7 protein-coding genes and 1 pseudogene are annotated in these 13,332 nt (G+C 70.5%); 7 read left to right on the forward strand and 1 reads right to left on the reverse strand.

Annotated features, from left to right (window positions below; translation table 11 throughout):
* Nucleotides 1–47 precede the first annotated feature (47 nt).
* From ACFY1H_RS37550 to ACFY1H_RS37580, 7 genes and pseudogenes are all read left to right on the forward strand, one after another.
* Nucleotides 48–1,607 carry a Re/Si-specific NAD(P)(+) transhydrogenase subunit alpha gene (locus ACFY1H_RS37550; protein ID WP_366583569.1) on the forward strand — a complete coding sequence of 520 codons (1,560 nt, stop codon included), beginning with the start codon at nt 48–50 and terminating at the stop codon, nt 1,605–1,607.
* Nucleotides 1,608–1,614: 7 nt separating this feature from the next.
* Nucleotides 1,615–3,033 carry a Re/Si-specific NAD(P)(+) transhydrogenase subunit beta gene (gene pntB, locus ACFY1H_RS37555; protein WP_366583570.1) on the forward strand — a complete coding sequence of 473 codons (1,419 nt, stop codon included), beginning with the start codon at nt 1,615–1,617 and terminating at the stop codon, nt 3,031–3,033.
* Nucleotides 3,034–3,415: 382 nt separating this feature from the next.
* Nucleotides 3,416–5,395 carry a maltotransferase domain-containing protein gene (locus ACFY1H_RS37560; RefSeq protein ID WP_366583571.1) on the forward strand — a complete coding sequence of 660 codons (1,980 nt, stop codon included), beginning with the start codon at nt 3,416–3,418 and terminating at the stop codon, nt 5,393–5,395.
* A 97-nt stretch (nt 5,396–5,492) separates the two neighbouring features.
* Nucleotides 5,493–7,301 carry a maltose alpha-D-glucosyltransferase gene (gene treS, locus ACFY1H_RS37565; RefSeq protein ID WP_366583572.1) on the forward strand — a complete coding sequence of 603 codons (1,809 nt, stop codon included), beginning with the start codon at nt 5,493–5,495 and terminating at the stop codon, nt 7,299–7,301.
* 5 nt (nt 7,302–7,306) lie between these two features.
* A complete protein-coding gene (locus ACFY1H_RS37570) occupies nt 7,307–8,695 on the forward strand; it encodes an aminoglycoside phosphotransferase (protein ID WP_366583573.1) in 1,389 nt (462 codons plus the stop codon).
* Nucleotides 8,696–8,699: 4 nt separating this feature from the next.
* Nucleotides 8,700–10,928 carry a 1,4-alpha-glucan branching protein GlgB gene (gene glgB, locus ACFY1H_RS37575; protein ID WP_386954502.1) on the forward strand — a complete coding sequence of 743 codons (2,229 nt, stop codon included), beginning with the start codon at nt 8,700–8,702 and terminating at the stop codon, nt 10,926–10,928.
* A gap of 128 nt (nt 10,929–11,056) precedes the next feature.
* Nucleotides 11,057–11,881 (forward strand): annotated as a pseudogene (locus tag ACFY1H_RS37580) (family 16 glycosylhydrolase); the annotation flags it as partial.
* Nucleotides 11,882–12,061: 180 nt separating this feature from the next.
* Here the strand turns inward: ACFY1H_RS37580 and ACFY1H_RS37585 are convergent.
* Nucleotides 12,062–13,072, reverse strand: coding sequence for a helix-turn-helix domain-containing protein (locus tag ACFY1H_RS37585; RefSeq protein WP_366583575.1), 1,011 nt, complete (start codon nt 13,070–13,072; stop codon nt 12,062–12,064).
* Between the last annotated feature and the right edge of the window lie 260 nt (nt 13,073–13,332).

The following is a 13,332-nucleotide window of genomic DNA, read 5'->3' on the forward strand; positions in this document are numbered from 1 at the left end:
ATCGTTGGATGCTGAAATCCAGCGTGGCTATCCCCGAGGAGAAGTGCATGAGCGACGACGGCACTGGATCCGAGCCCGGTCTGCGCATCGGACTGGTCGCGGAGTCGACGAAAACCGAGACCCGCGTCGCGCTGACGCCGGACACCGTGCGCAAGGCCATCGGCCTGGGTTACCGCGTGCTGGTGGAGTCCGGGGCCGGCGTGCGATCGGGGTTCGACGACGAGGCCTACCTGTCCGCGGGCGCCGACGTCACCCCCGATCCGGTGTGGGACGCGGACGTCGTGGTCACCGTCAACGCGCCCGATCCCGGCGAGATCGAGAAACTGGGCCCGGGCACGGTCCTGGTGTCGATGCTGGCGCCCGCGCTGGAGCCGGACCGGCTGGCGGCGCTGGCCGCCCGCGGCGTCACCGCGCTCGCGATGGACGCGGTTCCGCGGATTTCGCGGGCGCAGTCGCTGGACGTGCTCAGCTCGATGGCGAACATCGCCGGCTACCGGGCCGTGATCGAGGCCGCGCACGTGTTCGGCCGGTTTTTCACGGGCCAGGTCACGGCGGCCGGGAAGGTGCCGCCGGCGAAGGTGCTCGTCGCGGGCGCCGGGGTCGCCGGGCTCGCGGCGATCGCCGCGGCCAACAGCCTGGGTGCCGTGGTCCGCGCGACGGACCCCCGGCCGGAGGTGGCCGACCAGGTCCGTTCGCTCGGTGGCGAGTACCTCGCCGTCGAGGTCGAGCAGGAGGCCAGCACCGACGGCTACGCCAAGGCGACCTCGGCGGACTACGACAAGCGGGCGGCGGAGATCTACTCCGAGCAGGCCGCCGACGTCGACATCGTCATCACGACCGCGCTCATCCCGGGCCGGCCCGCGCCGAAGCTGCTCACGGCCGAGCAGGTCGCGTCGATGAAGCCGGGCAGCGTCATCGTCGACATGGCCGCCGCGCAGGGCGGCAACGTCGCCGGCACCGAGGCCGGCGAGGTCGTGACGACCGAGGGCGGGGTCACGATCATCGGCTACACCGACCTGCCGGGCCGGCTGCCCGCGCAGGCTTCGCAGCTCTACGGCACCAACGTGGTGAATCTGCTCAAGCTGCTCACGCCCGGGAAGGACGGCCGGCTCGCGCTCGACTTCGAGGACGTGGTGCAGCGCGGGCTCACCGTGGTCCGCGACGGCGAGGTCCTGTGGCCGCCGCCGAAGGTGTCGGTGAGCGCGGCGCCGCAGGCCGCGCCGGCGGCGCCGAAGCCGGCACCGGAACCCGAGAAGCCCCGCTCGCCGTGGGCGCGGGCGACGGTCGCCGCGGTCGGCGCGGTGCTGCTGTTCCTGGCGTCGGCGTTCGCACCGCCGGAGCTGGCCGGGCACCTCACGGTGTTCGTGCTCGCCATCGTGATCGGCTTCTACGTGATCGGCAACGTGCACCACGCGCTGCACACGCCGCTGATGTCGGTCACCAACGCGATCTCCGGGATCATCGTCGTCGGCGCGATCCTGCAGATCGCCGGCGGCGGGATCGCCACCACCGTCCTGGCCGCCGCCGCCGTGCTGCTGGCCGCCATCAACATCGTCGGTGGGTTCATGGTGACCCGCCGGATGTTGTCGATGTTCTCGAGGAGCTGAGCGAACAGTGCACGCTGAAACGTGGAAGTCGGCGGCGTACCTGATCGCCGCCCTGTTGTTCGTGGCCAGCCTCGCGGGGCTCGCCAAGCACGAGACCTCGCGCCGCGGGGTCTGGTTCGGGATCGCGGGCATGGCGATCGCGCTGATCGCGACCGCGGCCACCGCGCTCGGCCTGGCCTCGGGCCTCGGCATCACGCTGCTGCTCATCGCGCTCGTGATCGGCGCCTCGATCGGCGTGTGGCGGGCGCGCGTGGTCGAGATGACCGGCATGCCCGAGCTGATCGCGCTGATGCACAGCTTCGTCGGCCTCGCCGCGGTGCTGGTCGGCTGGAACGGGTTCCTCGAGGTCGAGGGGAACGACGCGCAGACCGAGCTCGTGGGGTCGCTGCTGGGCATCCACCACGCCGAGGTCGTGATCGGCGTGTTCATCGGCGCCGTGACGTTCACCGGCTCGATCATCGCGTTCCTGAAGCTGTCGGCGCGGATCCCGTCGGCGCCGTTGCAGCTGCCGGGCAAGAACATGCTCAACCTCGGCGCGCTGGTCGTGTTCGCGGTGCTCACGGTGTTCTTCGTGATCACTCCCGCCACATGGCTGCTCGTGGTGGTCACGGTGCTCGCGCTGGCGCTCGGCGTGCACCTGGTCGCGTCGATCGGCGGCGGGGACATGCCGGTGGTCGTGTCGATGCTCAACAGCTACTCCGGCTGGGCCGCGGCCGCGTCGGGCTTCCTGCTGGGCAACGATTTGCTGATCATCACCGGCGCGCTCGTCGGCTCTTCCGGTGCGTACCTGTCCTACGTGATGTGCAAGGCGATGAACCGGTCGTTCATCTCCGTCATCGCGGGCGGCTTCGGCGCGCCGGCGACCAGCGGCCCGGCCGAGGTCACGGGCGAGCACCGCGAGATCGACGCCGCCGGGGTGGCCGAGCTGCTGGCAGGCGCGAGCTCGGTGGTCATCACGCCGGGGTACGGCATGGCGGTGGCGCAGGCGCAGTCGCCGGTGGCCGAGCTGACGCGGCGGCTGCGGGAGCAAGGCGTGAACGTCCGGTTCGGGGTGCACCCCGTCGCCGGCCGGCTGCCCGGGCACATGAACGTGCTGCTCGCCGAGGCGAAGGTGCCCTACGACATCGTCCTGGAGATGGACGAGATCAACGACGACCTCGCCGACACCGACGTCGTGCTCGTCATCGGGGCCAACGACACCGTGAACCCGTCGGCCGCGGAGGACCCGGGCAGCCCGATCGCCGGCATGCCGGTGCTGCGGGTCTGGGAAGCCGGCAACGTCGTGGTGTTCAAGCGGTCCATGGCGCCGGGCTACGCGGGTGTGCAGAACCCGTTGTTCTTCCGCGAGAACAGCCAGATGCTCTTCGGCGACGCCAAGGAGCGGGTGCAGGACATCCTCGCCGCGCTGCCGGCCCGCGTCGGCTGAGCCGGTAGTCGTCCACCGCGCCGCCGGACCGGGAGAGCCCCCGGACCGGCGGCGCGGTGCTGTGTCCGGCGCCCACTGTGGACAGTCGGGCGCGAATCCGCCGGGGTCGTCGACTCGCGCGAGGAACTGTGAACGTTGTTCGACTTCTGTGTTACGGGGAAACTGCGAAAAACAGGCTCAGGTGATTGTTCCGCCGTTCGAGTTGCGCCCGCTGCGAACGTGTGGGAAAGGGCGGAAACTCCGGCCGGCCGGATCCGTTTCGCCCGACCGGGTGGCGGGTACAACCGTAAAAGGCCCCGCTGTCAAGGGCTTTGAGGGAATCAGGCACACTGACCGTGCTCGCGTTCGCACGGAAATCAGCACAGCCAAGAGGGGCGTTGCCATGACCGGCCGGCTCGGTATCGACGACGTCAACCCGACCGTCAGCTGCGGTCGGTACCCGGCGAAAGCCGTTGTGGGAGAACACTTTCCGGTCTCCGCCACGGTGTGGCGCGAGGGTCACGACGCCGTGGCGGCCACCGTCGCCTGGCGCGGTCCGGGTGACCGGGTGTCGCGTCAGACGCGGATGGCCGAACGCGGCAAGGGCCTGGATCTGTTCGCCGCCGTGATCGTGCCCGACACCGAAGGCCTGTGGACCTACCGCGTGGACGCCTGGAGCGATCCGTGGGCGACGTGGGAACACGCCGTCGAGGTCAAGATCGCTGCGGGACAAGGACCCGAGGACCTCGCGAACGACCTGGAGAACGGCGCGCGGCTGCTCGAGCGCGTGTCCCGCCGGCCCGAGCGCCGCGGCGAGCGCGCGCTGCTCGCGGGCGCGGCGGCGGACCTGCGCGACGCCGGCCGCGATCTCGGCGAGCGCGTGGGCGCCGCGCTTTCGCCCGAAGTGCGCCACTTGATGCACGAATTCCCCGTGCGGGAACTGATCACCAAGGGCAAACCGCTGAAGCTGTGGGTCGACCGCAAACGCGCGGCCTTCGGTTCCTGGTACGAGTTCTTCCCGCGGTCCACGGGCGGGGTCGACGAGCACGGCAATGCGGTGCACGGCACGTTCGCCACCGCCGCGCGTTCACTCGACCGGGTGGCGAACATGGGCTTCGACGTGGTCTACCTGCCGCCGATCCACCCGATCGGGCGAGTGAACCGCAAGGGTCCGAACAACACCCTCGTTGCCACTCCCGACGACGTCGGCTCGCCGTGGGCCATCGGCGCCGACGAGGGCGGGCACGACGCGATCCACCCGGACCTCGGCACGTTCGACGACTTCGACGCGTTCGTCGCCCGTGCGGAGGAACTCGGCATGGAGGTGGCGCTCGACCTCGCGCTGCAGGCCGCGCCCGACCACCCGTGGGTGCTCAAGCACCCGGAGTTCTTCACCACCCGCCCGGACGGCACGATCGCGTACGCCGAGAACCCGCCGAAGAAGTACCAGGACATCTACCCGGTCAACTTCGACAACGACCCGCGCGGCATCTACGACGAGGTGCTCCGCGTCGTGCTCCACTGGGTGTCGCACGGGGTGCGCATCTTCCGGGTGGACAACCCGCACACCAAGCCGCCGGACTTCTGGGCGTGGCTGATCCAGTCGGTCAAGGACGCGCACCCCGACGTGCTGTTCCTGGCCGAGGCGTTCACGCGCCCGGCGCGGCTGTGGGGCCTGGCGAAGCTCGGTTTCACCCAGAGCTACACCTACTTCACCTGGCGCACGAGCAAGGACGAGCTGACCGAGTTCGGGACCGACCTGGTCGAGCACTGGAACGAGGGCCGCCCCAACCTGTTCGTGAACACCCCGGACATCCTCCACGAGTCGCTGCAGCACGGCGGCCCGGGCATGTTCGCGCTGCGGGCGGCGCTGGCCGCCACGCTGTCGCCGACGTGGGGCGTTTACTCCGGGTACGAGCTCTACGAGCACCAGCCGGTGCGCGAGGGCAGCGAGGAGTACCTCGACTCGGAGAAATACCAGCTGCGTCCGCGCGACTTCGAGCGGGCGCTGGCCGAAGGCCGTTCGCTGGAACCGTGGCTCACGAAGCTCAACACGATCCGCAAGAACCACCCGGCGTTGCAGGGCATGCGGACCCTGCGGTTCCACCACGTCGACAACGGCGCGCTGCTCGCCTACTCCAAACAGGACCCGGCGACCGGCGACACCGTCGTCACGGTGGTGAACCTCGATCCGCACGGTGCGCAGGAAGGCACCCTGTGGCTCGACCTGGAGTCGCTCGGCTTCGACTGGCACGAGCGGCTCATCGCCCACGACGAGGTCACCGGGGAGACCTGGGACTGGGGCCAGGCCAACTTCGTCCGGCTCGAACCGTGGCGTGCCGTCGCGCACGTCGTCGCGGTCCGCCGCCGGCTCGCCGGGTAACCGGGTCCCCTGAACGAATTTTCCAGCCACCCTGCACGCACGGCACGCGGCAGGGACGATCGAACGTACCGCCGGACGCGGGACGAGGTGGAGTTTGATGGACGACGAGAGCCGGCCCGACGCAGCTCTGGGCCTGGACGGTGTTCCGCACACGGGTGAGGCGATGACCGCCGAGGGCCTGCTCGTGGAACCGCAGGCGGACGAGTTCGCGCACGCCGAAGAGGCGCCGCGCGACCCGCACTGGTTCAAGGGCGCCGTGTTCTACGAGGTGCTCGTGCGTGCCTTCACCGACTCGAACGGTGACGGCACGGGCGACCTGCGCGGGCTCGCGAGCCGGTTGGACTACCTGGAGTGGCTCGGCGTCGACTGCCTGTGGCTGCCGCCGTTCTACGCGTCGCCGCTGCGCGACGGCGGTTACGACATCAGCGACTTCCGCTCGGTGCTGCCGGAGTTCGGCACCGTCGAGGACTTCGTGTACCTGCTCGGCGAGGCGCACCGGCGCGGGATCCGCGTGATCACCGACCTGGTGCTCAACCACACCTCCGACGCGCACCCGTGGTTCCAGCAGTCGCGTTCGGACCCGGACGGCCCGTACGGCGACTACTACGTGTGGAGCGAAGACGATTCGCGCTACGCCGACGCCCGCATCATCTTCGTCGACACCGAGACGTCGAACTGGACCTACGACCCGGTGCGCGGCCAGTTCTACTGGCACCGCTTCTTCAGCCACCAGCCGGACCTCAACTACGAGAACCCGGCCGTGCAGGAAGCGATGATCGACGTGCTGCGGTTCTGGCTCGACCTCGGCATCGACGGGTTCCGGCTCGACGCCGTGCCGTACCTGTTCGAGCAGGAGGGCACCAACTGCGAGAACCTGCCGCGCACGCACGAGTTCCTCAAGCGCTGCCGCAAGGTCGTCGACGACGAGTTCCCCGGCCGGATCCTGCTGGCCGAGGCGAACCAGTGGCCCTCGGACGTGGTCGAGTACTTCGGCGACCCGGACGTCGGCGGCGACGAGTGCCACATGGCGTTCCACTTCCCGCTGATGCCGCGCATCTTCATGGCGGTGCGGCGCGAGTCGCGGTTCCCGATCTCGGAGATCCTGCTGCAGACGCCGCAGATCCCGAGCGGCACGCAGTGGGGCATCTTCCTGCGCAACCACGACGAGCTCACGCTCGAGATGGTCACGGACGAAGAGCGCGACTACATGTACTCCGAGTACGCCAAGGACCCGCGGATGAAGGCCAACATCGGCATCCGCCGGCGCCTGGCGCCGCTGCTGGACAACGACCGCAACCAGCAGGAGCTCTTCACCGCGATGCTGCTCTCGCTGCCGGGCTCGCCCGTTCTGTACTACGGTGACGAGATCGGCATGGGAGACAACATCTGGCTCGGCGACCGCGACGCGGTCCGCACCCCCATGCAGTGGACGCCGGACCGCAACGCCGGCTTCTCCTCCTGCGACCCCGGCCGCATCTACCTGCCGGTGATCATGGACCCGGTCTACGGGTACGAGGCCCTCAACGTCGAGGCCCAGTCGAACAACGTGTCGTCGCTGCTGAACTGGACGCGGCGGATGATCGAGGTGCGCAAGCAGCACCACGCGTTCGCCGAGGGCGACTTCGTGGACCTCGGCGGGTCCAACCCGAGCGTGCTGGCGTACAAGCGCCAGTGGCGCCGCCCGGACGGGCGCGAGGACGTGGTGCTGTGCGTGAACAACTTGTCGCGCTTCCCGCAGCCGGTGGAGCTCGACCTGGCCGGCCACCGCGGCTCGGTACCGGTGGAGCTCACCGGCGGGGTGCGGTTCCCGGAGGTCGGTGAACTTCCGTACCTGCTCACGCTGCCCGGACACGGGTTCTACTGGTTCCAGCTCCTTGAGCGGGAAGCCGAAGGCGAAATGAGGTGAGTGCCTTGAGCGACCACGGGCACCTGGTCGAGCAGCTCGTCGCGGAGCTGCCGGCCTGGCTTCCGGCGCAGCGGTGGTTCGCGGGCAAGGACCGGCCGATCACGGCCGTCCGCCCGCTCGCGTCCACGGTGCTGGTCGAAGGCGACCCGCAGCTGCTGCACGTGGTCGTCGAGGTGGTGCAGGGCGAGCGGTCCGAGCCGTACCAGCTGCTGGTCGGGCGCCGTTCGCACCCGCCGGAGATCTCGTCGTCGGCGTGGATCGGCGCCGACGGCGGCCTCAACTTCTACGAGGCGAGCGGTGACGCGGACCTGACCGCGGTGCTGCTGGACCACGTGGTGGCCGGCGACCGCGTCGGCCCGCTCGTGTTCGAGCACGAGCCCGGTGCGCAGCTCACCGGCGGGCTGCGCGCGCGGCCCATCACCTCCGAGCAGAGCAACACGTCGCTGGTGTACGGCGGGCAGTACATCCTCAAGCTGTTCCGCAAGCTCAGCCCGGGGACGAACAAGGACCTGCTGCTGCACCGCGCGCTGCAGAAGGCCGGCTGCGAGCACATCGCCGAGGTCGTCGGCTCGATCACCGGCGAGCTCGCCGGGGAGCCGGCGACGATCGCGATGCTGCAGGTGTTCCTGCCCGACGCCGTCGACGGCTGGGCCATGGCCACCACGAGCGTGCGCGACCTGATGGCCGAGCCGGAGCTGCGGCCCGACGAGGTCGGCGGCGACTTCGCCGGCGAGGCCGAACGCCTGGGCGCGGCGGTGGCGCACGTGCACACCGACCTCGCCGCGGCGCTGGGCGCGCACCCCGTGGACGAGTCCGAACTCGAGCGCACGGTGGCGGGCATGACCGAGCGGCTCGACCGGGTCGCGCGCGAGGTCCCGCAGTTGGCCGAGCACGCGCCCGCGCTGCACAAGGTGTTCGACGCGCTGCGCGACCTGCCGCCGGGCCGGCCGGGGATCTCGATGCAGTACATCCACGGCGACCTGCACCTGGGCCAGGTGCTGCGCACGGTCGGCGGCTGGCTGCTGCTCGACTTCGAGGGCGAACCGGCCGCGCCGCTGGAGGAGCGGCACGCCCTGCGGTCGCCGCTGCGCGACGTCGCGGGCATGCTGCGCTCGTTCGACTACGCGGCCCGGCAGCTGCTGGTGGGCCAGCCGGACGACCCGGCGCTGACCGAACGCGCGCTCGAATGGACGCGCCGCAACCGCACGGCCTTCTGCGACGGGTACGCCGGGGCCGCCGGCCCGATCGGCGACCCGCGCGAGCACGGAGAGCTGCTTCGTGCGTTCGAACTCGACAAAGCGGTGTACGAAGTGGCCTACGAGCACGCGAACCGGCCCGACTGGCTGGCCGTGCCCATGGCGGCGATCGCCCGCATCGCCCACGGAGGTGAGTGAAGACGTGAACGCGGTTTCCCGGGATCTGCCCGCGGCGGCTCCGTCCCCGCAGGACATCGACCGGCTGCTGGCCGGCTCGCACCACGACCCGCACTCGGTGCTCGGCGTGCACGCCCAGGGGACGGTGGGCATCGGCAGCACGAGCCCCGGCACCGTCGTGGCGCGCGCGTTGCTGCCCGGGGCGAAGTCCGTCTCCGTGCTGGCGGGGGCGCGGCGGTTCCCGCTGGAGCGCGTGGCCGACGCGTTGTTCGCGGCCCCGCTGCCCGAGCACCCGGGCGACTACCGGCTCGAGGTCGACTACGACGGGCACACCGTGGTCACCGACGACCCGTACCGCTGGCTGCCGACCGTCGGCGAGCTCGACCTGCACCTCATCGGCGAAGGCCGCCACGAACGGCTGTGGGACGTCCTCGGCGCTCACGTGCGCGACTACGACACGCCCCACGGCGCGGTCGAAGGCGTGTCGTTCGCCGTGTGGGCGCCGACCGCGCGCGGCGTGCGGGTGATCGGCGACTTCAACGGCTGGGAGGGCCGCGGGCACGCGATGCGCTCGCTCGGCTCGTCGGGCGTGTGGGAGCTGTTCGTGCCCGACGTGCCGGTCGGCTCCTGCTACAAGTTCCGGATCCTCGGCGCCGACGGGCACTGGCACGAGAAGGCCGACCCGATGGCGTTCGCCACCGAGGTGCCGCCCGCGACCGCGTCGAAGGTCACGAAGTCGGCCTACACGTGGGCCGACGACGAGTGGACCGCCCGGCGCGAGGCGACGAACTGGGCCGACGCCCCGATGAGCGTCTACGAGGTCCACCTCGGCTCGTGGCGGCCGGGGCTGGACTACCGCGAGCTGGCCGACCAGCTGGCCGATTACGTGACCGACACCGGCTTCACCCACGTCGAGTTCCTGCCGGTGGCCGAGCACCCCTTCGGCGGTTCCTGGGGCTACCAGGTCACCTCGTACTACGCGCCGACCTCCCGCTTCGGCTCGCCAGACGACTTCCGCTACCTCGTGGACCACCTGCACCAGCGGGGGATCGGCGTGCTCGTGGACTGGGTGCCCGCGCACTTCCCGCGCGACATCTGGGCGCTGGCGCGCTTCGACGGCAGCCCGCTGTACGAGCACGAGGACCCGCGCCGCGGCGAGCAGCCCGACTGGGGCACGCTCGTGTTCAACTTCGGCCGCAACGAGGTGCGCAACTTCCTCGTCGCCAACGCGCTGTACTGGCTCGAGGAGTTCCACCTCGACGGCCTGCGCGTGGACGCCGTCGCGTCGATGCTCTACCTCGACTACTCGCGCAAGGACGGCGAGTGGCTGCCCAACGAGTACGGCGGCCGCGAAAACCTCGACGCCGTGCGGTTCCTGCAGGAGCTGAACGCGACCGTCTACAGGCGACACCCTGGTGTGGCGATGGTGGCCGAGGAGTCCACCGCGTGGCCCGGCGTCACGCGGCCGACGCACCTCGGCGGGCTCGGCTTCGGCTTCAAGTGGAACATGGGCTGGATGCACGACACGCTGCGCTACCTCGGCCACGAGCCGATCCACCGCGCCTACCACCACAACGAGATGACGTTCTCGCTCGTCTACGCGTGGAGCGAGAACTTCGTGCTGCCGCTCTCGCACGACGAAGTGGTGCACGGCAAGGGTTCGCTGTGGCAGCGCATGCCGGGCGACGACTGGAACAAGGCGGCGGGACTGCGGTCGCTGCTGGCGTTCATGTGGGCCCACCCGGGCAAGCAGCTGCTGTTCATGGGCGGCGAGTTCGGGCAGCCGCAGGAGTGGTCGGAGTCGCGCTCGCTCGACTGGCACCTGCTGGAGCAGCCGCTGCACCGCGGCGTGCAGGACCTGCTGCGCCGCCTCAACGACATCTACCGGTCCACGGCCGCGCTCTTCAGCGGCGACGTGCGGCCGGAGGGTTTCCAGTGGATCGACGCCAACGACTCGGCCGGCAACGTGCTCAGCTTCCTGCGCATCGGCTCCGACGGTTCGCGGCTGGCGTGCATCGCGAACTTCGCGGGCGTGCCGCACCACGACTACCGCGTGGGCCTGCCCGCCGCCGGGCGCTGGACCGAGCTGCTGAACACCGACGCCGAGGTCTACGGCGGGTCCGGGGTCGGCAACCTGGGCGCGGTCGAGGCGGTCGCCAAGCCGTGGCACGGCTTGGCGGCCTCGGCGGTGCTGCAGCTGCCGCCGAGCGGTGTCCTGTGGTTGCTGGAGGAGGCCCCGGTTACCGCCGAGTGAGGTTGTCGGAAAATTCCTCACGTCAATCCTTGCCGGTGAACAACCGGTCGGGTTAGCTTTGTTGCCATCCACAACAAACCCGGGGTGGCGCCGCCAGGCCGCCCCTCGAGTGACGAGGGATGACGACGATGAAGTCTCCGAAGACGTCTGCCCGGTGGCGGCTGCTGGCGATTCCGGCTGCGCTGGCCGTGGCGGGAGCCGTGACGCTCACGGCGACACCGGCCGGCATCGCGGCTCCGGCGAGCCCGGCCGCCACGTTCACCGACGACTTCGACGGGCCCGCGGGCAGCCCGGCCGACGGCTCGAAGTGGAACTACGAGACCGGCGACAACGTGAACAACCACGAGCGCGAGTGGTACACCTCCGGCGCGGCCAACGCGGCGCTCGACGGCCAGGGGCACCTGGTGATCACGGCCAAGCAGGAGAGCTCCGGCAACAATTGCTGGTACGGCCCGTGCGAGTACACCTCGGCGCGGCTCAACACCTCCGGCAAGTTCTCCACGAGCTCCGGCCACGTCGAGGTCCGCATGAAGCTCCCGCGCGGGCAGGGCATGTGGCCGGCGTTCTGGATGCTCGGTGGCGGCAACTGGCCGACCGACGGCGAGATCGACGTCATGGAGAACATCGGCAAGGAGCCGAACACCGTGCACGGCACGATCCACGGCCCGGGCTACTCCGGTGCCAACGGCATCGGCGCGGCCTACAACGGCCCGAACTTCTCCGACGACTTCCACACCTACGCGGTGGACTGGTCCACGAACAAGATCGTGTGGTCGGTGGACGGCAACGCCTACGAAACGCGCACGCCGGCCGACCTCAACGGCAACAAGTGGGTCTACGACCACCCGTTCTTCCTCATCCTCAACCTCGCCGTGGGCGGCGACTGGCCGGGTGACCCGGACGGTGGCACGCAGTTCCCGCAGCAGCTCGTGGTCGACTACGTGCACGTGAGCTGATCGTCTACTTCGGACTGTTTCGCGGTGGTGCACGCCACCGGACGCCTCCGCGAATTCGGGCCGCGGCGGCGGGCGGAGATCGGGTGGGCGCGGATCTCCGCGGCTTCGCCCGGCTCGACTTGCGGCGAGCCGGGCGAAGCTCCGGAACCGGGTCTCCGGTACTTGTCCACTGCGGATCTACAACCAGCCGCGTTCTTTCGCGTTCATGCCGGCCTGGAAGCGGGTCGTCGCGTTGAGCTCGGTCATCAGCCGCTGCACGCGCCGCTGAGTGGTGCGGGGACTCCAGCCGAGGGCGCGGCCGATGCCGGCGTCGGTCTGGCCCGCGGCGAGCAGAGTCAGCAGTGTCATGCTCTCGGGATCGCGGTCCGGCGACGGGTCGGTGAACGCCTCGGCGATCGGCACGGCGCGGTCCCACTCCGCTTCGAACAGCGTGACGAGTGCGTCGAGCAGGGCCGAGGCGTGGATGATGTAGGCCGCGTCGACGACGTGCGGTGACGAGCTGATCGGGATCACCGCCACCTCCTCGTCGGCCATCACCATCTTGATCGGCAGCTGCGGGCGCACGCGCGAACGTTCCCCGTGGGTGCCGCTCAGCAGGATGTCGTTCTGCAGCCGGCCGGGCACGGCGATCGCCTCGCGGTCGTAGATCACGCGGAAGACGATGCCGGCCTTGAGCCGCCGGTGTTCCAGGTCGAGGTTGCCCCCGGGCGCGCTGACGTAGGGCGGCCGGTCGAACCCGCGGATCTGCGTGCGGGCCTCGTCCTGCAGCCGGCGCACGCGGGCGTCGAGGTTCTCCGCGCCGGTCACGACCTCGACGAGCTCGGCGGGGTGGGTGAACCGGCTGGCTTCCCGGTGCACGGTCATCAGGTCCTCGATCGCCGCGCGGGCGCTTCGCAGCTCGGCCGCGCGTTCGGCCGCGAGCGCACCCAGTGCGATGTCGGGGGCCGCGGCGAGGTAGCGCGCGGGCCGCCCGGGCACCCGGCTCGCCATGCCGCTCGCGGTGAGCCGCGAGAGCGCCCGCGTCACCTGCTGGGCGGAAAGTCCGGATTGTTCCACCAGGTCCACGGCTCGCGTGCGCGGATGGCCGAGCAGCGCCGTGTAGACCTGCGCGTCCGTGGCCGGGACGCCGAGCGCGTCGAGGTCCCGCAGCTGCTGGCGGGAACCCGCCACTTGGCGACTATTGGTCATGGTGGCTATCTTGCGCCACCGCGGCCACCGCTGGGAAATTGATCCGATCACTGGCCGACCGGTCGGTGATCCCCGTCCCCGACCCCTGTGAACTCCCCGTCCCCCCGACCCGAAAGGGAGCCAGGTGCCCCGCGCCCGAACGATCCCGTTTCGCCGTGTCCTGACCGCTGTGACCGCGGCCGCGACCTTCGCCGGTCTCGCAGTCGCTCCGGCCACCGCCGCACCCGAGCCCGATCAGCCACCACCTTCGAGACACGTCG

The sequence above is a fragment of the Amycolatopsis sp. NPDC001319 genome (assembly GCF_042896185.1).
In the GTDB taxonomy this organism is placed as follows: domain Bacteria; phylum Actinomycetota; class Actinomycetes; order Mycobacteriales; family Pseudonocardiaceae; genus Amycolatopsis.